This is a genomic window from Nostoc sp. (assembly GCF_036917095.1).
GTDB lineage: Bacteria > Cyanobacteriota > Cyanobacteriia > Cyanobacteriales > Nostocaceae > Nostoc.
Window position 1 is genome coordinate 19,589 of record NZ_JBALFH010000030.1, and the last position, 26,104, is coordinate 45,692.

24 protein-coding genes and 1 tRNA gene are annotated in these 26,104 nt (G+C 42.8%); 15 read left to right on the forward strand and 10 right to left on the reverse strand.

What is annotated here, in order from left to right:
• The first annotated feature begins 34 nt into the window (after positions 1 to 34).
• Complete coding sequence (gene gatC / locus V7L01_RS13875; RefSeq protein WP_335035616.1) at positions 35 to 325, forward strand: Asp-tRNA(Asn)/Glu-tRNA(Gln) amidotransferase subunit GatC; 291 nt, start codon at positions 35 to 37, stop codon at positions 323 to 325.
• Positions 326 to 780: 455 nt separating this feature from the next.
• On the opposite strand, the gene V7L01_RS13880 is transcribed toward gatC, so the two are convergent.
• Positions 781 to 2,121 (reverse strand): efflux RND transporter periplasmic adaptor subunit, encoded by a 1,341-nt coding sequence (locus V7L01_RS13880; protein WP_335035618.1) that lies wholly within the window; start codon positions 2,119 to 2,121, stop codon positions 781 to 783.
• A gap of 291 nt (positions 2,122 to 2,412) precedes the next feature.
• A complete protein-coding gene (locus V7L01_RS13885) occupies positions 2,413 to 5,838 on the reverse strand; it encodes an efflux RND transporter permease subunit (protein WP_335035620.1) in 3,426 nt (1,141 codons plus the stop codon).
• Positions 5,839 to 7,385: 1,547 nt separating this feature from the next.
• Between V7L01_RS13885 and V7L01_RS13890 the strand changes: the two genes are divergently transcribed.
• Positions 7,386 to 7,898 carry a hypothetical protein gene (locus tag V7L01_RS13890; RefSeq protein ID WP_335035622.1) on the forward strand — a complete coding sequence of 171 codons (513 nt, stop codon included), beginning with the start codon at positions 7,386 to 7,388 and terminating at the stop codon, positions 7,896 to 7,898.
• Between the two features lie 107 nt (positions 7,899 to 8,005).
• On the opposite strand, the gene V7L01_RS13895 is transcribed toward V7L01_RS13890, so the two are convergent.
• Both V7L01_RS13895 and V7L01_RS13900 read right to left on the reverse strand, forming a co-directional pair.
• Positions 8,006 to 8,611, reverse strand: coding sequence for a thioredoxin family protein (locus V7L01_RS13895; RefSeq protein WP_335035624.1), 606 nt, complete (start codon positions 8,609 to 8,611; stop codon positions 8,006 to 8,008).
• Between the two features lie 143 nt (positions 8,612 to 8,754).
• Positions 8,755 to 8,970, reverse strand: a complete 216-nt coding sequence (locus V7L01_RS13900; RefSeq protein ID WP_094348273.1) for a chlorophyll a/b-binding protein — start codon at positions 8,968 to 8,970, stop codon at positions 8,755 to 8,757.
• Between the two features lie 204 nt (positions 8,971 to 9,174).
• On the opposite strand from V7L01_RS13900, the gene thyX reads away from it, so the two are divergent.
• From thyX to dut, 5 genes are all read left to right on the forward strand, one after another.
• Positions 9,175 to 9,897, forward strand: a complete 723-nt coding sequence (gene thyX, locus V7L01_RS13905; RefSeq protein ID WP_335035626.1) for an FAD-dependent thymidylate synthase — start codon at positions 9,175 to 9,177, stop codon at positions 9,895 to 9,897.
• A 107-nt stretch (positions 9,898 to 10,004) separates the two neighbouring features.
• A complete protein-coding gene (locus tag V7L01_RS13910; RefSeq protein WP_335035628.1) occupies positions 10,005 to 10,865 on the forward strand; it encodes an Rpn family recombination-promoting nuclease/putative transposase in 861 nt (286 codons plus the stop codon).
• Between the two features lie 36 nt (positions 10,866 to 10,901).
• A complete protein-coding gene (locus V7L01_RS13915; protein ID WP_335035630.1) occupies positions 10,902 to 11,153 on the forward strand; it encodes a DUF433 domain-containing protein in 252 nt (83 codons plus the stop codon).
• A 220-nt stretch (positions 11,154 to 11,373) separates the two neighbouring features.
• Entirely contained in the window at positions 11,374 to 12,291 is a 918-nt protein-coding gene (locus tag V7L01_RS13920) for a dCTP deaminase domain-containing protein (RefSeq protein ID WP_335035632.1), read from the forward strand.
• Positions 12,292 to 12,390: 99 nt separating this feature from the next.
• Positions 12,391 to 12,825: a dUTP diphosphatase gene (dut, locus tag V7L01_RS13925; RefSeq protein ID WP_335035634.1), complete on the forward strand. Its 435-nt coding sequence runs from the start codon at positions 12,391 to 12,393 to the stop codon at positions 12,823 to 12,825.
• Between the two features lie 29 nt (positions 12,826 to 12,854).
• On the opposite strand, the gene dcd is transcribed toward dut, so the two are convergent.
• Together dcd and V7L01_RS13935 are read right to left on the reverse strand one after the other, a co-directional pair.
• On the reverse strand, positions 12,855 to 13,424 hold the full coding sequence (gene dcd, locus V7L01_RS13930) for a dCTP deaminase (protein WP_335035905.1): 570 nt from the start codon (positions 13,422 to 13,424) through the stop codon (positions 12,855 to 12,857).
• A 92-nt stretch (positions 13,425 to 13,516) separates the two neighbouring features.
• Positions 13,517 to 14,053, reverse strand: coding sequence for a P-loop NTPase family protein (locus V7L01_RS13935; RefSeq protein WP_335035636.1), 537 nt, complete (start codon positions 14,051 to 14,053; stop codon positions 13,517 to 13,519).
• A 332-nt stretch (positions 14,054 to 14,385) separates the two neighbouring features.
• Here V7L01_RS13935 and V7L01_RS13940 point away from each other — a divergent pair, with 332 nt between their 5' ends.
• From V7L01_RS13940 to V7L01_RS13965, 6 genes are all read left to right on the forward strand, one after another.
• Positions 14,386 to 15,009: an adenylate kinase family protein gene (locus tag V7L01_RS13940; RefSeq protein WP_335035637.1), complete on the forward strand. Its 624-nt coding sequence runs from the start codon at positions 14,386 to 14,388 to the stop codon at positions 15,007 to 15,009.
• Between the two features lie 140 nt (positions 15,010 to 15,149).
• On the forward strand, positions 15,150 to 15,893 hold the full coding sequence (gene rph / locus V7L01_RS13945) for a ribonuclease PH (protein WP_335035639.1): 744 nt from the start codon (positions 15,150 to 15,152) through the stop codon (positions 15,891 to 15,893).
• 273 nt (positions 15,894 to 16,166) lie between these two features.
• Positions 16,167 to 16,889: a 6-phosphogluconolactonase gene (pgl, locus tag V7L01_RS13950; RefSeq protein ID WP_335035641.1), complete on the forward strand. Its 723-nt coding sequence runs from the start codon at positions 16,167 to 16,169 to the stop codon at positions 16,887 to 16,889.
• 270 nt (positions 16,890 to 17,159) lie between these two features.
• Positions 17,160 to 18,032, forward strand: coding sequence for an FHA domain-containing protein (locus V7L01_RS13955; RefSeq protein WP_335035643.1), 873 nt, complete (start codon positions 17,160 to 17,162; stop codon positions 18,030 to 18,032).
• Positions 18,033 to 18,108: 76 nt separating this feature from the next.
• On the forward strand, positions 18,109 to 18,234 hold the full coding sequence (locus V7L01_RS13960) for a hypothetical protein (protein WP_335035645.1): 126 nt from the start codon (positions 18,109 to 18,111) through the stop codon (positions 18,232 to 18,234).
• Positions 18,235 to 18,402: 168 nt separating this feature from the next.
• A complete protein-coding gene (locus tag V7L01_RS13965) occupies positions 18,403 to 19,146 on the forward strand; it encodes a M50 family metallopeptidase (protein ID WP_335035647.1) in 744 nt (247 codons plus the stop codon).
• A 5-nt stretch (positions 19,147 to 19,151) separates the two neighbouring features.
• Here V7L01_RS13965 and V7L01_RS13970 read toward each other — a convergent pair whose 3' ends face one another.
• The 3 genes from V7L01_RS13970 to V7L01_RS13980 form a co-directional block, all read right to left on the reverse strand.
• A complete protein-coding gene (locus V7L01_RS13970) occupies positions 19,152 to 20,288 on the reverse strand; it encodes a DHA2 family efflux MFS transporter permease subunit (protein ID WP_335035907.1) in 1,137 nt (378 codons plus the stop codon).
• 921 nt (positions 20,289 to 21,209) lie between these two features.
• Positions 21,210 to 22,214, reverse strand: a complete 1,005-nt coding sequence (locus V7L01_RS13975) for a 2-hydroxyacid dehydrogenase (protein WP_335035649.1) — start codon at positions 22,212 to 22,214, stop codon at positions 21,210 to 21,212.
• A gap of 229 nt (positions 22,215 to 22,443) precedes the next feature.
• Positions 22,444 to 22,614, reverse strand: coding sequence for a hypothetical protein (locus V7L01_RS13980; protein WP_335035651.1), 171 nt, complete (start codon positions 22,612 to 22,614; stop codon positions 22,444 to 22,446).
• A 115-nt stretch (positions 22,615 to 22,729) separates the two neighbouring features.
• On the opposite strand from V7L01_RS13980, the gene V7L01_RS13985 reads away from it, so the two are divergent.
• A tRNA-Ser gene (locus V7L01_RS13985) sits at positions 22,730 to 22,814 on the forward strand.
• A gap of 226 nt (positions 22,815 to 23,040) precedes the next feature.
• Positions 23,041 to 24,213: a CapA family protein gene (locus V7L01_RS13990; protein ID WP_335035653.1), complete on the forward strand. Its 1,173-nt coding sequence runs from the start codon at positions 23,041 to 23,043 to the stop codon at positions 24,211 to 24,213.
• 133 nt (positions 24,214 to 24,346) lie between these two features.
• Here the strand turns inward: V7L01_RS13990 and V7L01_RS13995 are convergent, their stop codons facing one another.
• On the reverse strand, positions 24,347 to 25,969 hold the full coding sequence (locus V7L01_RS13995; RefSeq protein ID WP_335035655.1) for a serine/threonine-protein kinase: 1,623 nt from the start codon (positions 25,967 to 25,969) through the stop codon (positions 24,347 to 24,349).
• Positions 25,970 to 26,104 lie beyond the last annotated feature (135 nt).

The window sequence follows — 26,104 nt, forward strand, 5'->3', positions numbered from 1 at the left end:
ACTCCTAACTCTCTTAACTCCTAACTAAAAAAATATGATTGACCAAGAACAAGTTCATAAAGTAGCTAATCTTGCTCGTTTAGAATTGACTCCAGAAGAAGAGGAACAATTCACTACTCAGTTAGGAAGTATTCTGGATTATATTCAACAGTTGGATGAACTTGATGTCACTAATGTGCCCCCAACAACACGGGCAATTGATGTCAGCAATATCACACGAAAGGATGAATTGCAACCCTATCCTGACCGGGAAAGTATTCTCAACAGTGCGCCGGAACAAGAAGGCGAATTCTTCAAAGTACCAAAAATCCTCAATGCTGAATAGTCGAAAGCTATTGGGAACATCTCACCTTTGCAAATATACCGAGCGATTAGAAATCGCGGCTACACAAACGAAGTCCGCCTACGCGGACTCGAAGAATTTGAAACCCACGGAGGTGGGTTTTGTTTGTATAGCCAAGCCAGTGCGGTCTTGGGGGTTTCCCCCATGAGCAACTGGCGTGCGAATTCCATTCGCCAGGGCAGGCGTGTTTTTACACTCATTGAGATGCTCCCAAAGCTATTGACTAACGACAAATATTTACGCCGATCTATTTGTATGATAAGTGCTGCGTTAAAGTGTTCTACTTAAGGGACTTCCAGTTAAAAAAATATCCCGTCGTAGGGGCGCAAGGCCTTGCGCCCCTACAAATCTATAAATAATTTGGGATAATTTATTTTTTGCAAGTCCCTAACGCAGTTTACTTAGATGAAAAGCGCAGGAAATTGACAATATTGAGCCTACTTTGTTTGTGCAACTGGCTGCACGCGCAAACCCTCTGTCTCATCAACCGTAGGAGTGGCAATGAGCGATTCATTTCCTGTTAGTCCTGATGTAATTTCTACTTCAGTACCATAATCTCGCCCAACAGCAACTTTTTGATAATGCACTGTTTGGTCTTTGGTTAGAGTTGCTACCTGCGTACCTCCGGCGTTAATAACTAAGGCACTATCTGGCACAACAAAGGGAGTATTAGCGCGGTTAATGGCAAATTTAACAGTGGCATACATCCCAGGTCGCAGCGTAGCATCGGAATTCTGCACTTCTAATTGTGTCAGCAAAGTGCGAGTATTTGGATCTATAGCGTTGCTAGTACGCACTACTTTCCCCGTAAAAACTCGTTGTGGCAACTCTGTGACTGTAATTTGTGCTGTTTGAGCAGTCTGAAGTGACGGTGATAAACTTTGGGGAACATTCACATTCACATTTAGCTTGTCATAAGCAGCAATAGTATAAAGACTGGTATTGCCAGTGTTGCTGGTATTGGTGTTGCCACTACCTGCTGAAATTAAAACACCTGTATTTACGTTACGTGCAGTAATTACTCCTGAGAAAGGAGCAGTAATTTTCTTATAAGACTGCAACACAGTATTACGCTGGAAGTTTGCTTGACTTGCGTAGACATTAGCTTGTGCTGCTTTGATATTGGCAGAGTCAGAATTAACAGTGTTTTGTGCTGCCTCAACGTTGGCAAGATTAGCCTGATATGTGGCATATCTTGTATCTGCATCTTGTTGAGGAACTGCACCTTGCTTGACAAGAACGCTCCAGCGCAGCCAAGTCTGACGTGCTATCAATAGATTAGCGCGGGCTTGCTTCAAATCAGAAACACCTTTAGCTAAACTAGCACGACTTTGAAGCACGTTAGCTTGTGCTTGTGCTAACTCTGCCTTCGCTTGCAAAACTTGCTGATCTATGTCTGGTGAATCAATCTCTGCTAACAATTGACCAGCCCGCACGCGATCGCCAATGTCTGCGTACCACCGCCGCAAATACCCAGTACTGCGAGCGTAGATGGTCGTTTGGTTAAGGGCTACAACACTGCCTGGTAGTTCTAAATTGGTAGTAGCAGCAGCGCGACGGGGAGTAATAACGTTGACTGAGGGTACCGTACTTGCTTCCTTGACTGCTGCTTGTAATTCTGACCTTTGGCTTAACCGGGGCAGAATACCTATGAGCAGTAGGCTACCAAAAAAAACAGCACCAAGTACAGCCCAACCAATTCGACCGATGCCGCGCCTTTGTTTTCTAGAAATCGTTTGTTGTTGAGAATCAGGAGATGGAGGAGGCTGAGAATCCATAGGTAATACTAATTCGTAATTCGTAATTCGTAATTTGTAATTAAGAAAATCAGATTCAGTCTGGGTTTGAAGGTTTGAATCTGTTGCCAAATTTTAGAAAATTATACCAATTTGAAAAAAGAATGCGACAAATAGACCGACCATTTGTAGAGACGCGATTCATCGCGTCTTTACTTTACCCAAGGATGTGTTGCAATCATTAATTGAATTGGTATTAGTATAATTTGCATGAATTCGGCAGCTAGAGTCATTACCTTCATTGGCTTTGGCAATTTTGAACAATGAAATTGCTCATGACTTACCTTGAGATGATGATAAGGAGTATGCAGTCTGTGGATCTGAGAAAGTTAAATCATCATCATCCTCATCAATAGGACGAGGTTGTTGACGCCGTAATATGCTATATACCACAGGTACAAAGATGAGAGTAGCAACTGTTGCAGCTGACAAGCCGCCAATTACAGCGCGACCCAAGGGTGCATTCTGCTCGCCACCTTCACCAAAACCGAGAGACATTGGCACCATACCAATGAGCATGGCTAAGGCAGTCATCAACACAGGACGTAACCGCGTGTGACCTGCCGCTTGCGCTGCTTTATAGGCATTTTGCCCTTCCTGACGCTGGTCATTAGCAAAAGTAATCAGTAGAATACTGTTTGATGTCGCCACACCTATACTCATAATTGCACCCATTAACGAAGGAACGCTAAAGGTGGTGCGGGTGACAAACAGCATCCAGACAATACCAGCCAAGGCACTTGGTAGTGCCATCATAATAATCAGGGGATCGAGCCAAGATTGGAAGTTCACCACCATTAAGCAGTAAACCAGCACAATTGCAAACACAAGTCCGAAACCAAGTCCCAGGAACGAAGAGTTCATCGTTTGTACTTGCCCTCGGATATTAATCTGACTACCGTGAGGCAATTTTTTCTGATAATCAGCGATGATGCGATTCACATCGTGGGCAACTCCCCCAAGGTCACGACCAGAGGAGTTAGCGTAGATATCAAAAACTGGCTGAATGTTGTAGTGATTGACAACTTGCATTACTGTGTCGCGTTTGACACTAGCCAAGTTACCTAAAAGTTGGGGTGCAGTTTGACCGTTGCCAACTGGGGTATTTTTCAGGCTGTCAATAGAGTCAATTTTGTACTGGGGAACTTGTACTGCAAGGGTATAACTCACGCCTTTTTTGGGATCGAGCCATTGGTTAATTGCGGCTTGACCGCTTGAACTTAAAGAAGTGAGAACGCTATTGGCAACATCACGCTGAGTCATGCCCAGTTGTTGAGCCTCGGTGCGATCTACATCAAGACGTAACTCTGGAGCATCGACAACTTGCTGCATGTGTACATCTACAGCACCAGGAATGCGCTTCATCCGCGCTTCGATTTGTTTGGCAATTTCAAAGTTGGCCTTTGAGTTTTGTAGAGGGCCAGATATTTGCACGTCAACAGCAGCAGGCAAACCGAAATTCAGAATTTGAGTAACAATATCAGCCGGCTCAAAAAAGAAGGTGTAGTTGGGAAATGTCGCTTTCAATTTCTGGCGGAGTTGTTTGACATAAGAAAAAGTTGAACCAGATTCTTTTAGAGACACCAGAATATCAGCATCAGCCGGCCCAATTGTGGCACCGTTGTAGCCATAGGTAAGGTTAATACCACTGTTGGGTAAGCCGATGTTATCCAGAATTTTCGAGAGATTTTCCTTTGGTACAGTCTGGCGGATAACGCCTTCGACTTGGCTGACAATTTTTTCTGTCTCTTCCAAACGAGTACCAGGTAAGGCTCGAACATGGAGGCTAAACTGACCACCATCGACTTCAGGGAAAAAGTCTTGACCGACAAAGGGCAACAAAACTCCTGCACTTACTATAAAAGCACCAAACAGCACAAAAACTATGCGACGGTGATTTAATGCTGAGGTCAGGACATCGTAGTACCAACTGCGAAATTTCTCAAATTGTCGGTTAAACTTTTCGTGTAGCCGCCATATCCAATCTTTCTTAGCAGATTCGGCAGTTTTTGTTGTTGCCTCTGAGCTTTGGTGGTTGTCGCTACCATTATTATTTGGGACTAGCGAATTGGTGTGGTGATTTTCGCGACGATCGTGGATTTCCACTGGTGAATGGCTGTGGTGATTGTCGCGACCATTATTGTTTTGGGCTGGCGAATCTATATTATTATGGCGATCGCCATGACCATTACGATCCTCGTTTTCTCTATGCCAGTCCGCTTCATGTGGTAGGAGATAATTTGCCATCGTCGGTACTACAGTCCGAGATAGCAGATAGGAAGCAAGCATGGCAAATACTACCGCCATCGCTAGCGGGACAAACAGGTACTTTGCCACTCCATTGAGAAACACAACTGGTACAAAGACAATACAAATACATAATGTTGCTACAAGTGCTGGAGTTGCAATTTGCTGCGCTCCATCTAAAATTGCTCGCTTGATTGGTTTACCTTGTCCGAGATTTCGGTGGATATTTTCAATTTCCACTGTGGCATCATCTACGAGAATACCGACCGCCAAGGATAAACCACCCAAAGTCATAATATTGAAAGTTTGTCCTAAGCGACTCATCACAATAATCGAAACCAGCATCGAGAGGGGAATCGATGCGGCTACGATGACAGTGCTGCGCCAACTTCCCAGGAAAATCAAAATCATCAGCGCGGTGAGACACCCGGCAATCAATCCTTCTTTGAGAACGCCTTGAATCGAAGCTTTAACAAATACAGATTGATCGAACAAAAACGCTAAATTCAGTCCTGGGGGTAAAGTGGATTGAATGCGAGGCAAAGCTTTTTTTACGCGATCGATGACATCAATAGTTGAGGCATTCCCACTTTTTAGAATACTCAGTAAACTCGATCGCCTGCCATTTTCACGGACTATGTTCGCTTGTACGGCAAAGCCATCTCTTACCTGTGCGACATCACGAATGTAAGTAATATTACCATTGACTTGCTTAATCGGCAAATCGTTCAGGGCTGCCACTACATCTGGACTATTGTTAATTCGGACGGCAAAATCACGAGCGCCTATCTTCATATCGCCTGCGGGCAATACCAAGTTTTGAACGCTGACAGCGTTAGTCACGTCTTGGGCAGAAACGCCTTTAGCCAACATCGCTTGGGGATCGAGATCGACCATAATTTGCCGAGGTTTACCACCATACGGCAAAGGTACACTCGCCCCTTGCACTGTTGCTAGCTGGGTGCGGACAAAGTTAGTAGCATAGTCGTTGAGTGCTTGTTCCGGTAAGTTTTTGCTGCTGACACTCATCTGGATAATCGGCACGCTAGAAGCGTTGTATTGAATGATGAATGGCGGTGTGATACCGGGTGGCAAAGGACGGAGAATTGTTTGGCTGACAGAGGTGATTTGAGCGACGGCTGAGGCTATATTGACGCTCGGTTGGAAGAAAACTTTGACGACGCTAACACCACTTAAAGATTGAGACTCAATGTGTTCGATATCACCAACTGTTGTTGTCATGGCGCGTTCGCTAATGGTCACGATTCGCTCTGCCATTTCCTCAGATGTAGTACCAGTATAAGTCCAAACTATGCTGACAACCGGAATGTTGATTGCCGGAAAAATGTCAACCGCTGTGCCAAATATCGTTACTACACCCAAGATCGCAATCATTAAGGCAGCGATCGCGAATGTATACGGAAGACGTAAAGCAATTTTGACGATCCACATGCAATTTCCTTTTAAATGGGTTTAGCGCTCTATCATCACTATTGCGAGAGAATAATCTAGAATTCTTCTTATTAAGTGGCTTTTGTCAAAAAGTCACAGTTTTATGCATTGTATTAGAAAATAAAAGATCGAACCCATTTCTTGCCTTGTATTAAAAATGGCATCCGATTTTTCGTTTTCTAGAGTGATGTTAGATATATAAAGGTCTACTGAAGACATCGTAAATAAATGTAACGCGTTTTATCCTTTGCGATCCGCGTCACCAGTCATAGATGCTATTAACGAAATATCTCTTAACATTAACCAGACAGATATCGGGTCAATATTGATTCGGTTGAGCTTTAAGCAATATTGAGTACAGAGAACCAAGTGTTTCAATTTTAGCTTTCGCAACTTAGTGTATCGCTTTATTGGAGGGAAATCTAGCTCTAGTTTTTTTACTAATCGCGGGTTATATTACGCACACTCTACGATGTCTTATTTTAAAGAAGCTCCGCGTTGGTGATTTCTGCGTAAGTCATAGATAAAACAAAGCTAGAGTTAAAGCGAGTATTTGCCCTTAAGTAAAAACAACTTTGTTTGGAGACATCGCAAGTTTGCAAACTTCAAATGTCAAAAATTTCTTAGTCTGACACTTGAGATCGTGTCCAGTTGATTAGTTTTGATTCGGTGCATCTATGCAAGACACTAGAGATAAGCCTTTTTTCTCTCCCCTAATTCAAGAACAGCCTGCTTCAACAGATAAAATTTCTTAACTGAACTGTATTGGTCTATAAGAAAAATTGCCGGAAATACCAAGTACAATTACCTTTTGCCCATACAGTTAAGCCGAACCAGTAACGGTAACGCTGTTGGTTTATGAGGCGATGCTCGTTCAGCCCCAAAGCTCCGAAATTTGGGCTATCTATAGCTTGAAAACAACTAGCAGGACTGCGAGGTTCTTCTGCTAAGAGAAGTTACTGAATTTCGGTTTCACTTTCGGCTAGAGCGCCCAACATTAGAGTATGGTGAAGATCCCCTCCCCAACCACCCGGATGCGACCCGATAAACATAGTCCAAAAGAGCGCTGCTGAATAATTAACTTGTGAGAAAGGTTTTCGTGAGTTTCTACGGTTATAACAGAAGCCTACATTAGGATACACTGGCTTTTGAATACACCGGAAATTCAGCAGCGACAAACAAAATCACTGCTGGTGACTTCCTGCCTAGTATACCATCGCTTTTTGCTGTATGAAACTTACTCCAATTTACGGGAAGGCTCCCTTAAAAAGGTTTCTTAGCATCTACAACGACTCCCACTGTTTTGAGACTATAGCCTTAGAATATTTACAAGCTTTACTTAGGAATTAGCTCTTTCTAGAAAAACTACCGTTTTTGCTGTCTAAGCTGACATTCTACCTGTTTCTATCCAGATTTATGTAGCTTAACAAATCAGCGGATTCATTAATATTAAGCCTGTTTTACTATTTAGTTTCTTACCCTGACCTATTAGACAGCTAGAGTGTTCATTTCACTTTGTTCATTAGCTATTAGCCTTTATCGCTCCCATGCTGACCCATCACCGCAAGCCCGTGTGCTTATCACTTATTTCCACTGACCTACCAATCTGGTCTGTTGTTGAAACTGCCGGGACATTGTATCAAAAAGACACTGACCGGTTCCATTTGCTGTTAACTGCACCGCCCCTAATTAGCTGCGAAGTAGAGAGTGTCCTAAGTCCAGACGACACAGCTCCTAAAAGTAGGAGCAAAGCTTATGCCCCTAGCAGTCCCAGGATTTTGTGGCTGGAGATTTCCCCTTACCGAGTCATCATGACTATGCAAGGTAACGCCCAAGTGAGTTACCGTCACTTTTGGGAACAGGGCGTTTATGGAATTAGTCGTTATTGGTTGCCAACTGAATCATTGCAACCAAACGATCCCATTCGTTTACGAAATTTTACTAGTAGCCTAGCTCTCAACGGACATCCTTTGCCAGAACATTTGCGTCTGGAATATGAATTATGGGCAGAAAAAGTCCAACTGGGATGCTACATACTGAATTTGGAAATTAAACACTGATAGCAAGAGGGATTGGGGACTGAAGAAGGGAATAGGGTACAAGGTACAGATTATTCACTATCACCTCTCCTCTAACCCAATCTCTAATCTCCAATTTCCAATCTCTTTTAACCAAAATAACTGGGTTGGTTTCCAGGTTTCCATTTGATATTGCAACCAACACTCGGCTTTTGCTCACTCGTAACAGGTTTATCTGCCAGCACTGCTTCAATGGCTGCGCGTAAATCTGCGCCTGTTACAGGTTTACCATTGCTGGGGCGGCTATCATCTAATTGTCCCCGATACACAAGTTTGCGTTCGCCTTTGGCGTTGGCGGAGCCATCGCTATCAAATACAAAAAAATCAGGTGTACAAGCTGCTGTGTAAGCCTTTGCCGTTTCCTGGCTCTCGTCGTAACATAAGGTAAAATTTAATCCTTGTTCTGTGGCAAATGCTTGTAACGACTCTGGCGCGTCATCTGGGTAATTCTTTGCATCGTTAGCACTGATGGCAACGATCGCTAAATCACTTGTAAAATAATCTTTTCCTAACTGCACTAATTCTTGTTGAACGTGCTTGACAAATGGGCAATGCCGACAAATAAACATTACCAACAGCGCTTTTTTATCTGCGAAGGTGGAAAGTGAAGTTGTCTTTCCAGATACTACTTCCGGTAGATTAAAATCTGGTGCTTTTGTGCCTAGTGGCAACATAGTTGAAGCAGTTAAAGCCATAGTTCACCCAATATTTTTATGCTGATAAAGGCTTTTGCTACCAGTATATTTTTACTCTAGCACTAAGTTTTCCATAAAATTAAGAGACGGTAAATTTACCGTCTCTTATTATTTGTTGAGAATTACGTTATAAAAATTAGTTTTTACAGGCTTGCCAAAACACCAACGATGCCGTGTCCTGTGAATACTTCTAATGCTATCAGAGAGACAAAACCAATCATTGCTAAACGACCGTTAAGCATTTCTGCATAGGGAGTGAAGCCAGTGCGATCGCCTTGCTCATCTATATAAACCTTTGGCTCGATCGCAAAATTGTTCAGTTTACCTTGGTCGTCAATTATAGCAGTGCTGGTACGCATGGATTTTTCCCTGTCTTCTCTTTATGTAAATAACTGTAACAAAGTTATTAATTTTTGTAAAGTATATTAATCCGATCGATCGAGTAAAAACCCAAGCCAAAGAAGAGATATGATGATGGATCGAGTTCAAAGCCATGTCTAAGCAACAGGCTCCGCTCCTTGTTCGTAAGCACTTTCAGTCATAAATCCATTCCCCAACAGCTAATGCATCGATTTCGAGTAGAGGTTATTGCCAAAACACCAAACCCGCAGCAGGTGATTTATGCCGCGATGCACCAAGACTATACTGATGGGTTCGTGTTTGATGAGCGCGACTCTTGGCCCTCGGAGTCACAAAGCGGCGAAGTTATTGTTAAGCGACTTTTAGCGGGTGAGAGGGGACACTATGGGCCTCTAGAGCATCCCCAGATTGTTTTCAACTGTGGCTACTTTCCCCACAGTGTGATGCAGCAGGCTCGTACTCATCGTGTAGGTGTATCATTTGATGTTCAATCTTTTAGGTACACAGGTAACCAATTTATTGATGTACTGGAAGGTAAGAAAGACATAGAAGATGTTTTTTATCTACGTCCCGTTGGTTATTACACTGATAGACAAGGCAAAAAATACCATTATTCACCAGAGCAACGAACAGCAGATTTGCAATGGTGTCTAGAAGCAGCTAAACGATATCAAGCTGATTTTGAGGGTGGAATGTCTGAAGAACATGCAAGAGGTAAAGTACCTTTTGATTATCGCCAGCATTTTGTAGTTAGCTTCAATTTAAGGTCTTTCTTGCATTTTTGTGACCTGAGAAATAAGAAAGATGCTCAACTTGAAATTCAAAAGTTGTGTGAAATGATGTGGCCTCATTTTGAAGATTGGGCACCTGCGATCGCACAATGGTACGAAAAGCAGCGTCTAGGTAAGGCAAGATTAGCACCATAATCATTTTTTGGGACAATTCATCCTGAATTCTGACGCCTTGGCGGAGCGTCTCCGGCTCCGCTCCTGAGTTCTGAATTCTTCTTATAAAAAATTTGTAAAATGCTTTCATGCGTCGAGATTCAATATTTTACAAACTGTTTCAACAGTCTCCCACTTTGCTGTTTGAACTAGTGGCAAATCCTCCAACCAATGCAGATAGTTATCGTTTCGATTCAGTCGCTGTCAAAGAACCGAAATTTGAAATTGACGGAGTATTTCTACCACCTGAAAGCGATGGTGCTGGAGTTGTATATTTTTGCGAGGTGCAGTTCCAGAAAGATGAACAACTTTATGAGAGAGTATGGGCTGAATCTTCGTTATATTTTTACCGCAACCGTGCTAGATTTAGCGACTGGCAAGTAGTGATAATTTACCCGTCGCGCAGTATTGAACAAAGTGATATTCATCCTCATCGCTCATTGCTGAACGGCGGACAAGTACATCGGGTGTATTTAGATGAATTAGGGGATATTCGTCAATTACCTATATGGGTGGCGCTGATGGTATTAACTACAGTGGATGAAGAACAAGCACCAGAAGAAGCAAGGTATTTGTTAACAAGAACTGCTCAAGAAATGCTATTACCATCGAGTCGCGCCATAATTGAATTAATAACGACAATTATGGTATACAGATTTGAACAATTAACTCAAGCGGAGGTTGAGTGTATGTTAGGAATCACGCTGAAGGAAACGCGAGTTTACCGAGAAATTAAAGAAGAAGGACGTGAGGAAGGACGCGAGGAAGGACGTGAGGAAGCAACAGCTAATCTTATTCTCCGGCAATTGACTAAGCGATTTGGGAAACTTTCTGAAGAAATACGCTCCTCAATTTCTGGTTTACCTTTGCCTGTTATGGAAGATTTAAGTGAAGCACTGTTAGATTTTACTAGTTTGGCCGATTTACAGGTTTGGCTAGAAGCGCGATGAAGGTTTAGACTATCTCGTATAAACATTTGCAGGACGATGGATATTCAAAAAGTTCTATGCGATCGCCGAATTATTTCCTCCGATCCAGATATTATGAGTGGTACTCCTGTGTTTGTTGGAACGCGAGTTCCATTGCAGACTTTTTTTGACTATCTAGAAGGTGAAGCAGGTTTAATCGAATTCTTAGAAGATTTTCCACATTTGCAAACTGAGGTGTTGCAAGTTTTGGAGGTGATTGCAAAAGCAATGCTGAATCAGGAGCAAATTACTTATGCTCATTCTGCTTGATGAAAATTTCCTGAGTAAGAAAAGAAGTTGAAGAAGCCCTTCATAGATACAGGATATTCAGTGCAAAATGTAGAAGATATGGGCTGACGTAGTGTCAAAGACAAGGAACTTTTGGCTTTAGTAGATAAACAATAGCCTGTCTTAATTCAAAAAAGTACTATTACTGAGACTATCTTAAAAATTATAGTTTTATAATAGCCTCGTTGTACAAATAATTGCTATGCTGTCCGATCAAGATATAGAAATATTACTTAATAAAGAGATTGTTATTTATCCATATAGACCAGAGAAAGATTTAACACCTGTTGGCTATAATCTTAACCCAGGTGATTTTGTGTTTTCCATAACACATAAATGTTTAATTAAAACAACTTCTAATTTAGAAGGTAATAAAGTATTTAAGATTAAAAGACATGATACTGTTCTGATACTGACACAAGAAGCAGTATGGGTTTCACAAAAAATAGGAGGTACTTTTCATTCAAAAGTAGGTGTGGTTTCACTTGGTTTTGGTCATATCTCTACCACACTTGATCCAGGATGGGCAGGCCCATTATTAATTTCATTAAATAATCCCACAGATATTGAATTAGAATTGCCAGCAGAAAAATCTTTTGTGACTTTAATATTCTATAAAGTTAGAAAGCCAGCTTTGCGAAACCATGATAATTCACCCAGTAGAGTAGATTTAATTGAACCAATATCTAAGCAAGTTTCTTTTAACCACTCTAACAATAAAAGCAAATATTTTAATTTTACTAATAGAAAAGATGCTCTGTTAGAACAAAATCAAGCGCAATTTATTGTAGCATCGCGTAAAATCATTGCAGATCCTTTAGCTTATAATGAATTTAAGGAAAAATTTAAAGAGCTATCTAAAAATTCTAATCGTTATATTTTAAAAGGATTAAAAGTAAATGCAAGAAAAGACTTTTTAAATTCAATCTTTTTCTGGACATTAATAGTATTTGAAGTATTTTTATGTTTAATTTTATTATTAAAACTTACTTCGGGATGGTTTATTCTTGTTTACCCGCTTGATCTAACTATTAACCTAATTGATACAAGTGGTTTTTTCGCGATAATAGCTATTCTGATTTCATGCTTACAGCTAACTGTTAATATGAAGCAAAAATAGATAAAATGTTTTTTAATATGGCGTAAATAAATATATATTATATTTATTTAGCCTGCATATTTAGCAAGGTATCATTCAAAATCATCATGACGCAAACTTATGGATAATATACTGAAAGTTAAACTGCTTGGAGACAAAGCTCGACTACCAGAATATGCTCACGAAGGAGATGCTGGCTTAGATTTATTCTCTACAGTAGAAACTGTTATACAACCTGGAGAAAGTTCTTTAATCCCTATTGGTATTATAATTCAATTACCATCTAGGACAGAGGCACAAATTAGACCTCGTAGTGGTCTTGCTTTAAAACATCAAATAACTGTTTTGAACTCCCCAGGAACTATAGATGAAGGCTACCGAGGAGAAATTGGAGTAATTTTAATTAATCATGGTAAACTACCATTTACTATAGAAATAGGTATGAGAATAGCACAGATGGTTATTAAACCAGTTTTATCAGTTTCCATTAAAGCTATTGAAGAACTAGATATAACTTCTAGAGGTTCAGGAGGATTTGGCTCAACAGGAATATGAATTAAATTGAGTTATTTAGGAATGTTCAGTTATACCTTTGCCAATGTAACAATCTCTAGCTGATCCTGATATTTACCTTGACGTGCTTCGTAACTAATAGCACAGGGTTCGCCTTCTAAAAATAACAATTGCACTACACCTTCATTCGCGTAAATGCGACAGTCAGCACTAGAAGAATTAGAAAACTCTAAAGTTAAATGACCCCGCCATGCAGCCTCAGCAGGAGTTAAATTTGCTATTATGCCACAACGTGCATACGTAGATTTTCCAATACAAATTACAGTAATATTCTCAGGAACCTCCAGTTTTTCTAGAGCAACCCCAAGCCCATAGGAATGAGCAGGTAAAATAAAGTAACTGCCATTGGCATCTGTGTGCAGTGCTGTTGGCTCCAGATTCTGAGGATTAAAGTTTTTGGGATCAACTACAGTTCCGGGAATGTGGCGAAAAATGCGGAACTCAGCCGAGGAAAGGCGTATATCATAGCCATAAGAAGACAAACCGTAACTGATTACAGGCTGAACTGTTACAGACTCATCTTTTTGCACTTTTCGGATTAAGCTTGGCTCAAAAGGCGAAATCAAACCTTGTTGAGCCATTTCGGTAATCCAGATATCGTTCTTAATCACAAGTTCGCTACTAACGTTAATTCAAACAGACTCGATATATTAGCACGAACTGAGTATTTTGTTTAGGGTCGATGACTGCGGCGGATTTCTGTAATTTGATCTGCTACATCCAAGAGAGATTTGGGCATCTCTGGCCCTGTGAGAATGATATCGACCTGGGGAGGGCGTTTTGCCAGAAACGCTAAAACTTCCGTTTCAGGAATTAAACCAAAGTTAATCGCTAAACTTAACTCATCTAAGACAACGAGAGAATACTTACTCGCACACACTACCTGCTGTGTATACTGCCACAGTTTTTGTAAAGCTTGGTTTTCCGTATCGTCTAAATGTGGTGTATCGATACAACGAGGCAGATCGCAGCGAATCCAATCTAAATTTTGTCCTAGTTGTATGGGTCTTTCCTGCCCTTGACGAATACCCCCTTTGAGGAACTGCACTATTAATACTGGCGTTCCTTGTCCAGCTATCCTCAGTGCTTGAGCCATAACACTCGTAAAAAAATTGCGATGGGAGCTAGTGAAAACTTGCACTAGTCCTTCCACTGGATATGGTAAGGTAAGGGTTGAATTTATACTTGGAGTTTCTAGCTGGGCAACCATAGGGTAAAGTTCAAAAAGTTACAAGAAATTAAAGGTTTGTGCTGGCGGTACTTATTACAAATCTGCCTGTATAATCAATCTGCTTTTCACAGGTGTGGTGGATTTGGCAAATTGCATTATTAGTCAAACACTACGTTTGTGCTGAAGTCAAGAGTTATTTTCGTTTTTTCTCTGAAAGTAGTTGTAAAAATGAAAACACATGATTTAGAGTTCCAATTATTTAAATAAGCTGGGTATAACGGCTGAAAATAGCTAAATGTGGGATTTATCGGTTGTTTGGGCAAAACAGACTTAGCAAGTAGTGGATTTGACAAGATGAGGAGTTAATTGTTGTGAGATTGGTGATTCTGGGAGGTTCAGGATCGGGTAAAAGCACTCAAGCGCAAAGGCTTTGCAGATACTTTGATATTCCTTTGATTTCTACAGGTGAGATTTTACGGGAAGCAATATCTGGCGATCGGCTCCTCCCGGAGTTCCAATGGTCGGAAGCCGACCCCCGGACTTCTCTTTCGGTTTACGCTAGCCTGAGTGAACTAGGTTACCACGCACGGCCCTACATGGAAAAAGGGGAGTTAGTCCCGGATGAAATGATTATTGAATTAATCCGAATTCGCCTCAGACAACCAGATATTAACTGCGATTGGGTCTTAGAGGGCTATCCCCGTACTGCCTTCCAAGCTGAAGAACTAGATTTTTTATTGGATAATTTAGAGCAAAAGCTCGATTGGGCGATTTATCTACAAGTCCCGGAAGCTGTCATGGTTAGCCGCTCCTTAGGGCGATCGCTACCAGATGACCAACCAGAAATCGTGCAACGCCGTGTAGAATTATTCTACGATCGCACCATTCCCATCCTAGAATATTACGACCGTCGTCGCTGCTTGTTGACTATCAACGGCGATCAGTCACCAGATATGGTACAGCAAAATATTTTGACTCTGCTTTCTGTTCCTTAGAAGAGGGAAGGGGGAAGGGAGCAGGGGAAGCAGGGGGAGAAGAACCAATGCCCCATACCCAATGCTCAATGCCCTAAAAATGATGATTTGCAACACTAAGGTAATCTTAAGGCAGTATTGTAAAACTTGAGGCAACTCCAATGGCTTGGCAGCGTCCTGACGGTCGTCTTGCTTACGAACTACGCCCGATCGGTTTTCACCCTAGTTTCACCCGCTTTGCCCCCGGTTCTGTTCTCGCAAGATGCGGTGAGACTCAAGTACTTTGTACTGTTAGCGTTAATAAGGGAGTTCCGAAGTTTCTCGAAGGAACTGGTAAAGGCTGGTTAACTGCTGAGTATCGGATGCTACCATCTGCTACCCAAAAACGCCAAGAAAGGGAATTATTGAAGTTATCTGGACGGACGCAAGAAATTCAACGTTTAATTGGCCGCAGCTTACGCGCAGCAGTGGATTTTGAGGCACTGGGAGAACGCACGCTAACTGTGGATGCTGATGTGTTGCAAGCAGACGCTGGAACTCGAACAACAGCCATTACAGGCTCGTTTGTGGCGTTGGCTCATGCGATTTCTAAATTGTTGCAAGAGGGCGTGTTGGAGCGATCGCCTCTATGTGGACAGGTAGCAGCGGTTTCCGTAGGATTACTAGAGGGTGAGCCATTTTTGGATCTGGATTATATCGAAGATGTGGCTGCAACAGTAGATTTTAACGTGGTGATGAATCAAGACCTGGGGATCATTGAAATCCAGGGTACAGCCGAAGAAGGCAGCTTTAGCCGCACTCAGTTGAATCAACTGCTAGATGTCGCCCAAAAAGGAATTCAGGAATTGTTAATTGCCCAACGCGAAGCGATCGCTGACTGGGAAGCGCTGTTTGTGATTAATTAGTTTTATTAATTTTTAATAAGAATTAATAAAGGTATCCTCTGTGGCATTAATCAACAAAGTATCAAGTAACTGGATGTAAATAAAAATAATCATGAAAGTAGTTAGTAGTTAGTACGACTGGCTACTAACTACTTTGCGTTGAAGGTGATAAAGAGCGTCTATGTTTTTCCAGCCTACCTAATCTACGATGTTAAATGTTTCAAAAGTTAAAAAGGGGGACTGTAATAAGTTCGGTATTGTATTGCCAGAAGCCAGCAATATGAAGATGAAGCCATGAACAAAACCGTTGAAGTTCTACCGGATAAGCCAGCGCTGGTTGCACGAGCGCTAGAATTAATTCTGTCCAAGTTAGAAACAGCCATTGAGCAGCAGGGGCGGTTTACCATCGCTTTATCTGGCGGCAGTACACCTAAACCGTTATACGAAGCGATCGCTAATCAAAAACTGCCTTGGGATAAAATTCATATATTCTGGGGAGATGAGCGTTACGTACCACCAGATCATCCCGATAGCAATGAACTGATGACGCGTCAGGCGTGGCTAGATCGTGTTGATATCCCAGCAGCTAACATTCACCCCGTACCAACCTTGGAAGCCAATCCAGAACTGGCTGCTGCTAAGTATGAACAACATCTCAAAGAATTTTTCAATTCTTCTGGGGTCGAGTTTCCCCCGTTGGATGTAGTATTACTAGGAATGGGTGATGATGCACATACTGCATCTTTGTTTCCCCACACAGAGGCTCTCAAAGTACGCGATCGCCTAGTTACCGTGGGTAACAAAGACGGAAACCCCAGGATAAGTTTCACATACCCCTTCATCAACTCTGCTCGCAGCGTGATTTTTCTGGTTGCTGGTGCTAATAAACGACCAGCTTTAGCGCAAGTCTTTGCCCCTGTAGCCGATGACTTCACTTACCCATCCCGCTTAATTCGGCCCCAAGGAGAACTTTGGTGGCTGCTGGATGCAGAAGCAGGTTTGGAACTCCAACATTGAACAATGAGGCAAAGAGGCAGAGGGGCAGGGTGCAGGGTGCAAGGGGGAGAATGAGCAATTAAATGAGCAATTATAATTTACCTCTTTCCCCCCTCTGCTCCCCCTGCCCCCTGCCCCCTGCTCCCCCTGCTCCCCCTGCTCCCTGCCCCTTACTCCGTTTCCAATTCATCGTTCCATCAGCAGTAATTGCTAGAATCTAAAGCTAGGGCCGCCCTCTGCTTGCCAGTCCTACCTATATTTATGATGATCTTGAACAAAGGCTAAATATCGATGATCGTCTGCCCTAATTGCAATCATCCCAACCCTGACGGCGCTGTCCAGTGTGAAGCTTGCTATACACCGTTACCCGCGACTACTAACTGTCCCAGTTGTGGGGCAACTGTGCAAGCAGATGCTGCATTCTGCGGTCAGTGTGGCTATAACCTACACTCCGCAGGAGTTCCACACGTTCATACTGCGGTAGCTGCAACAGTTACTCCCGATATTCCTGTGGAAGTACCAGCGTTAGTTCCACCCGATCCCCTGTTAGAACTTTTACAACCAGATGCCTTGGGAATGAGCGGTACTAACTCCCATCCCCCCAGTTCATCTTTACCAGCAACAGAGATGGCGGTTCCCCCAGCAGCCCCGCCACAGGCACCTGTGACAGGAAGCAGCCCCCCAGAACCTGAGCCAACCGTCGCAGCTCAACCCGTAGTATCTATACAAAGTATTCCTACTCCACCACCTTTGGAACCAGCGCCAGCCTTTGAAGCAGAACTACCCCCGCCAGCACCAATCCCAACTACAACTGCTGCCAGAACGCAATTGCAGCAGGTTACAGGGCGGTTAATCCACGTTCAAAGCGATCGCTTAATTGAATTGCCGCAAAATGTCTCTGTGATTCATATCGGCAAGCCCAATGACCGGATTCCCCCAGATATAGATGTTTCAGGATTTCCCAATTCAGAAATTGTCTCGCGGATTCATGCAGATATTCGCGTCGAGGGAGATGCTTACTATGTAGAAGATGTGGGTAGTTCTAATGGCACCTACATTAATAATTTGCCGCTTTTACCAGGGAATCGTCACCGCTTGCGACCAGGCGATCGCATCAGCTTGGGTAAAGGAGACTTGATGACATTCCTTTTTCAACTTGCTTAACTGATTCTCGATCGATTGTGACATCAGTCTAGGCATTTTCTGCCCATCCTCCGGCATCCCTTTGGAGGATAAACAAATGAACCGCATCACACAAGCGACGGATAACTATGTTGTTCTTGATAGCGCCATAGTTTATAGCCGTCGCTTTGATGTGGGAATTGTTGCATTGTTTAGCAACTCCATTACCTCAATCAGCAATTAAAGATTAAAAATAAATAGATGCAAGCGCAGCAAATATTTTAGCTATTGACTATATATCATTTAAATGCTTATCAGTTTAAGTACACTAGGATAGAGAAAATCCACTGTCAATTTTAGATTTTGAATTTTCCAGAAAATCTAAAATCTACAATCCAAAATAGAGCGAGCTATGACGGAACCGAGCAAAAATTTTGAACCCTTGCTTACCAGAGAAGCCCCGGCAGTTGTTGAGCGCATGGGGCTAACCTGGCTAGTTGCAGCTGCAATCGCAACTGCTTTACTGTGGCAATTACCAGGAGGTGATTATATCCTATACCCATTTACGATCCTGGCAACTTGGTTTCATGAAATGGGTCACGGCTTAATGGCGCTCCTATTAGGGGGACAGTTTCAGAAATTGCAGATTTTTAGCAATGGTTCTGGCGTCGCAACTTATGGCATCCGGTCGTTATTGGGGCCAATTGGCCCGGCAATGGTCGCAGCCGCAGGCCCAATGGGGCCGCCTCTTGCCGGTGCAGCTTTGATTCTGGCTTCCCGCAGTTTTACAACAGCAACTCTCTGTTTAAAAATATTAGGGAGTTTTTTGCTGTTTTCCACATTAATTTGGGTACGTTCCTGGTTTGGATTGGTGGCAATTCCCTTGCTGGGTTTAATAATCTTGGGTATTGCTCTGAGAGCACCTCGCTGGGCACAAGGGTTTGTTATTCAATTTCTGGGCGTACAAGCTTGTGTGAGTACGTACCATCAACTTGATTATCTATTTAGTAGTTCTGCTGGTTCCCTTGGACTTTCTGATACAGCGCAAATGCAGCGATATTTGCTTTTACCTTACTGGTTTTGGGGCGGGTTAATGGCGATCGCATCTCTGGTGATTTTAGTCCAAAGTCTCCGCGTTGCTTATCGTTCAAAGTAAAAGTTCTAATAGGCTGCTGCATTAGTTGCCTTAACTTTTTTGCAGAATAACAGAGCTAGCCCGGTGAGCAAGAGTGCAAAGCCAATCACGTAGAAGCAATCGTTGTATGCCATGATGTAAGCTTCACGTCGCACAATATTAGCGATTTGCTCAACAGCCTGATTGTAAGCAACACTTGCTTCTGAGCCGCGACTGATAAACAATTGAGTCAGTTGGTCAATTTGCAGTTGAGTTTCTGGTCTATAAAGTGAAACAGCATCGCCAATGCGATTGGAGTGAAATTGTTCTCGTCGGGTCAGGAGTGTGGACAGTGCTGCAATTCCCATTGAGCCGCCCAGGTTTCGCATCATATTAAACAACCCAGAGGCAGAACCTGCCTGTTCTTTTTCAATGTTGGCAGTCGCGATCGAGGTCAAAGGCAGAATCATCAGCGGTTGTCCAAGGGCGCGAACTAGCTGCGACCAGCGCAACTCGTTGATGCCGGTATCCTGTGTCATGTGGGAGTTCATAAAACAACTAACAGCAAATAGACTGAATCCAACCGCAGCCATAAAGCGCACATCAAAGGACTTCATCAGTCTGGGCACAAATGGGATGAGAAAAAGTTGCGGGATGCCAGACCACATAATCACTTCACCAATTTGCATGGCGGAATAGTTCTGGATTTGGACAAGATACAGAGGCAGGATGTAGACAGAGCCATATAAACCTAATCCCAATGCCAAACCTGCCACACTGCCAATACCAAAATTCCGGCGAGCTAATAAGCGCAGATTGATAAATGGTCTTTTGCGAGTAAGTTCAATCCAGAGGAAAAGGGTAATGAAAATGGCAGCAACGATCGCCAAACGGGCAATCAACGGCGAACCAAACCAATCTTTGCGGTTCCCTTCTTCTAACACCACTTCCAACGACCCCAAACCAAGGCCCATTGAGACAATCCCCAACCAGTCGCCTCCTTTGAGCCGATTCAATTGCATGGGTTGAGGATCGATCGCATACCAGACCATTGCCACTAACAAGATCCCCGGAAAAATATTTAGATAAAAATTATACTGCCAAGCAAAGTTATCGGTTAGCCAGTCTCCGATTGTCGGCCCAATCGATGGGGCAAAGGTGGCTGTAATCGAAAAATTTAAAATATTTTCATCTCATCTCTGAGATGTATATACTTTAGGCAAGTATATGAAGTTAGATTGTTTAATTCTATTTTGAGGATTCGCAATAAATCCACGGATTCCATGCCTGAACCCGCTTCTATTTAAAATATTACAACTTCCAATAACCCCTATTAGGTGTTACCTATCCTTAGAGGATGTCTGAAAATTTTCTGTATACAGCGAATGCTTAGATATCCCCCTAAAATCCTCAATAAATTGGCGGACTTTGAGACTCTTACTCTCCCCTTTTTAAGGGAGGTTAGAGGTTGTTTTAAAAGTGGTATGTTGTGATATTTAATCGAATTATTATCCCCTTATAAAGGGGGAAATAAGAAAATCCGGTTCCCTCCCCTTTATAAGGCTACGGTGTACACACAAGTCTTGCCGCAGCCATATTTTTATTAATAAATCTCGCACTGCGTTTCTATCCCGCCTCGGAATGAATTCCGAGTCTCATAGCTAAAGTCCACACTTAGTGGACTAAACAATCGATTCAGTCCACGCAAGCGTGGACTTGGGCTATCAGCCCAGAACTTCAGTTCTGGGCGGGATATCGGTGAGTGTGACATGTTTCACTCCGACAAAAATATGGGTAGAGGACGACTTGTGTGTACACCGTAGCCTTTATAAGGGGAGGGTTAGGGTGGGGTAAAAATATTTGATACATCAATCATGACTTTTCAAACATCCTCTTGGGGGAATCGGCAAATATTTGATACTTCTGAGACATCCTCTTAGGCGTACATAAATGTCTTCCCTTAGCATTATCTAGCCATTTAGCAAGCTAAAAAAACATCTAATTTGCATAATCGAATTAAATATAAGTTTTGTAGGGTGGGCATCCTGCCCGCCCAGTATATGCAATTTCAAGTGGAACAGTGATTAGCGATCGCCAACCATTACCTAAGCTGACACTTGGGCGCGAATTTCATTAGCACAAGGACGACCCTGTTCAACATCGGTAATATTAGCAAAAGTTGTTTTTGCAATATTGTGGAGAGCTTCTGCTGTAAAAAAGGCTTGATGTCCGGTAATGAGTACATTGGGGAACGTTGTCAGACGCTGGAAAATATCATCTTGAATAATTTCGCCAGACAAATCCTCAAAGAACAATTCTGATTCTTGTTCGTAGACATCCACACCAAGATAGCCAATCTTACCAGACTTCAATCCCTCAATCACTGCTTGGGTATCAATCAGCGCTCCTCGGCTAGTATTAATTAGCATCACGCCTGGCTTGATCTGTTCTATAGCCTCAGTGTTAATCAAGTGATGCGTTTCGGGAGTCAGGGGGCAATGCAGGGAGATAATATCGGATTTGGCAAATAGCTCAGGTAGTTCTACATACTTTCCACCTAGCGCCTCCAATTCTGGATTGCGATAAACATCATAGGCGAGTAAGTCACAGCTAAACCCCTTCATAATCTGTCCTAAAATCAGACCGATTTTGCCAGTGCCGACAATCCCCACTGTGCGCCCATACAAATTAAATCCCAACAGTCCATCTAGGGAAAAATTGCCTTCTCGGACACGGTTATAGGCACGATGAATTTTGCGATTCAAACTTAAAATCAATCCCACGGCATGTTCTGCTACTCCATAGGGTGAATAGGCAGGAACACGCACAACGATAATTCCTAAGTCTGCTGCGGCTTCTAAGTCTACATTGTTAAATCCTGCACAGCGGAGGACAACCAGGCGAGTTCCTCCGGAGGCGAGAAGCTCTAGAGTTGGGGCATCAACCCGATCGTGCACAAATACGCAAACTGCTGGAAATCCGGCGGCGAGGATAGCCGTATCTCGATTTAAACGGGGTTCAAAAAACACTAACTCGTGTTGGGCGGGAGAATTTGCATCTGACAAAAACTTGCGATCGTAGGCTTTTGTACTGAAGACTGCTACTTTCATGCAAAACCTCAAGCTATATGCTGCACGGTGTTCGACTAGATAATACCTTGGCAGTTAGAAAAGCGATGTCTACGACGAGCGTAGCTGCGGCATTTTTGAACATTGTCAGTTTTAGGGATAGAAACTGTAAGCTAATTTCTGCCCAAAGCTACCGATCTATAAAATGTTTGTCCATCAATAAATTGATTTGCTCTGTACCCAAAATGATGAATTATGGATTAATAATTATTCAGTCATCTTGGTTAACTTCATGAATTGATAACTGCCAGAGTTGGCTATCAAAAATGGTGCGTGCTGCTAACCCCTCGACAATTGGCTTTTCCAGCCAGCGTTTGAAGGCTAAACGACCGAGTGCGTGTAATGGTGGAAGTGCGATCGCACAAATATGCTGCGTTACCACCAATTACGTAGATAAAGCGATAATGTTATAGTACTATAGGGAATAGGCTTAGATTTCCCTTATTTCACGGCATTTGAAGATTGAATAAATATTCAAGTCTGTGAATGATATAGCTGGAGAGGTGTCCGAGCGGTTCATGGTGACGCACTCGAAATGCGTTTTGGGGAAACCCAACGGGGGTTCGAATCCCCCCCTCTCCGTTCAAAAAAATTGCCGAAGAAGTAGACAAACCGATGCTGTTTGGCTTAATAGTATCGATGTATGATTATTTGCAAGTAAGAGCACACATCTGTGCGTCTCTAAATAGATGAAACGGGATTATATTTGCGTATCTACTTAGTCAAATATTTTTCATAATGCACTAAAATATACATCGTAAGCACAGATTTTTGGGATAAACTAATGCCATCGTGTGAGGAGTGAACGATGGCAAATCGCAGCATGGGGAAAGTGCTCTCAGTTATTTTTATCAGTGTCTGTTTATATCTAGGTATTAGTATAGGAGTCGTTATCCGACTTGGGCAATCACAGCGATTAAACGCTGCTACTACACCCACTGAACCTGTATCATTACCATTAGCTATCCCTGAACTTACGCCATCAACAACAAAAGGAAAAACCTTTCCAGATACTATTACTATCAAAGCCGTTGGAGATATTATTCCCGGCACGAATTACCCTAACCAGAGATTACCCAGATTTCGAGATCGATTATTACCAAAGTCAGTAAGAACTCACTTGCAAGGAGCTGATATCTTATTTGGTAACTTTGAAAGTAGTTTAACTAATTATCCCTACACTGCCAAAGATATTAGTCGAGGACAAATCTTTGCCTTTCGCTCTCCACCTGCATATGCCCAGCTATTTGCTGAGGCTGGTTTTAATGTGTTTAATATGGCGAATAACCATGCAATGGACTTTGGGCCGATAGGTTTCAAAGATACAATGAAAAATCTTGAGGCTGTGGGTATCGCAACATTAGGTCATAAAAATCAAATTCTTTATTTGGAAGCTAATAATATCCCTGTGGCAATGGTCGGGTTTTCTCCTTATGAAATGTATAATTCCATCCATAATTTAGGAGCAGCCCAAGCACTTATAACTGAAGCTAAAAATAATGCCAACATTGTAGTAGTATCGATGCACGCTGGAGCCGAAGGAACGGGGGCACTACATGTTAAGAATCAGACAGAGTTTTTTTATGGAGAAAACCGAGGTAATTCCATCAAGTTTGCTCGAAAAATGATTGATGCGGGAGCAGACTTAGTACTAGGACATGGGCCTCATGTACCGAGAGCGATGGAAATCTATAAGGGAAAAATCATCGCCTATTCTTTAGGAAACTTTTTGGGATATCGGACTTTATCTACAAATGCCCAAACGGGTGACTCAATGATTTTACAAGTTAAACTTAACTCCGTGGGAGATTTGGTATCAAGTAAAATTATTCCCGTGCGGATGGATCGTGAGGGAATCCCTCATATCGATCGGCGTTTTCAGACTGTAAGGCTTATGCGTTCTTTGAATAATCAAGCTTTTCCCAAAAATCCGCTGAAGATTAATCGGAAGGGGGAAATTGTTGTGCAGAAGAGCAAATAACGCTGTGCGATCGCCAGCCATTTTTCCTGTTAAAACCTACGCCCAGCTTTGCTTAATTATAAGGGGTAGAAGTCGGGAAACTCGCCCTTCCCGCTTGGCTCATCAAAATCCCAAGTTCAAAATCTAAAATTGACTAATTATTGTCATCTTGTAGATTTTCCTTGGATTTGCGATCGTTTTGGGGTTGACTATTAGTCGGTGAATTTTGCTTTTCCAGTGTTGGTACTACTACAGCAGAAGGATCTGGCTGTTTGGATTCCAGTGGTGGCGCTGCTGGTATGACCACAGAATTTGACGGAATCACTGGTTGAGGAGAAGCAGAATTTTGACTAGAAGCGGGTAAGTTCTTTTGTGGCAATGGTGCGGGGGACGCACTCCGAGATGACCGGATTGCGCGTAGTTTCTCTACTAGCGAGGGCGTGGGGGAAACGCTAGGTGAAGGTGTGGATTGTTCGGAATCACCGCGTTGCGATTCTTTTGGAGGGCTGCTGCTGGAAGATTCTTCTTGAGAAGAACGACGATTGCGCCGGCGCTGCTTAGAATTAGAGACAGGTGGTGATTCGGTTCTTGAAGTGCTGTTAGTCTGTTCGCCCGGAGGTGAAGATGTACTATCTAAGCTAGGTGCTTTCGCGGCTGGATCTTGAGTTGGCTGTTCAAAAAGCGGCTTTGCAGTTGGCTGCGGCTGAGATTTGGGTAACATGCTAGCGATCCCAAAACCTGCTGTAGCAGCAACTAGGGCTACACCTAAACCAATAAATACTTTAGATGACCCCAGTTTTTGAGTCAGTACATTTTCCTTAGCCATGCCTGGGTTGGGCTGCGCCAACGCAGATGGTCTATGAATGCGATTTTGGCCAGTTTTCCCAATTAAAGTTGCTGCTTGCTGGGCAGATAAATTGACAGTTGGCACTGCGTAACTGGCTAAGGCTTGCGGTGTCATGTTCGCCTCAGTTCCAGGTAGCAGTTGTAACCACTCAGCAACTGTTGCTGGGCGAAAACGAGACTCCACGGCCATACCGCGCATTACCGCTTGGTTGACAGCAGCACTCAAGTGTGGTTGCAGTTCGCGGGGGGCAGGCATTTGCTCGCGATCGCGCAATAATGCTGGCATCGGAACTTGGGCTGTCAACAGTGCATACAAGGTTGCCGCTAAACCATAAACATCTGTGGCGGGTGTGCGCGGCGCTTGCGTCAAATACTGCTCAATTGGAGAATAACCTTCAGAAACCAGACCCGTGTGAGTCTGCCTGACGCCACCATTAAATTCCCTGGCAATGCCAAAATCAATCAGTACTACTTCTTGCGTTCCTTGACGAAGAATAATATTATCTGGTTTGACATCCCGGTGCAGCAAACCATTATTATGTACTACTTGCAAAGCTGCCCCAATTTGCCGGATGTAATGAATTGCTGTGGCTTCAGGTAAAGGTATTCCTGGTAATACAAATGCGTCTCCCAAGGTTTCGCCAGGAATGTATTCCATCACCATGTAAGGCAGTCCAGCTTCGACAAAAAAATCACTGACTCGGACTATATTTGGGTGAATACACGTAGCTAATCGTCTGGCTTCATCTTGGAATTGGCGCTCAAATTTAGTAAAATCAGGATGTTGCCGCAGCCGTTCATTGATGGTTTTCATCACCACCTCCTGACCCAAGTAGTGATGCGTAGCTTTAAACGTAATGCCAAAGCCACCCCGCCCTATTTCTTGAATTAGGGTATATTTTCCATCCTGCAAAATTGTGCCTGCTAACATAAAGAGTCCTGATTCCTGAGCGAGCAGATAAGTAGCGAGTTTTGAGTCTTGGGGTATTTCCAAAAAATCTTCCCATATATATAGAGTAAGGTTTTCGCCTGTCTATTTTACGGGATAATTTAGTTATTGGTATTT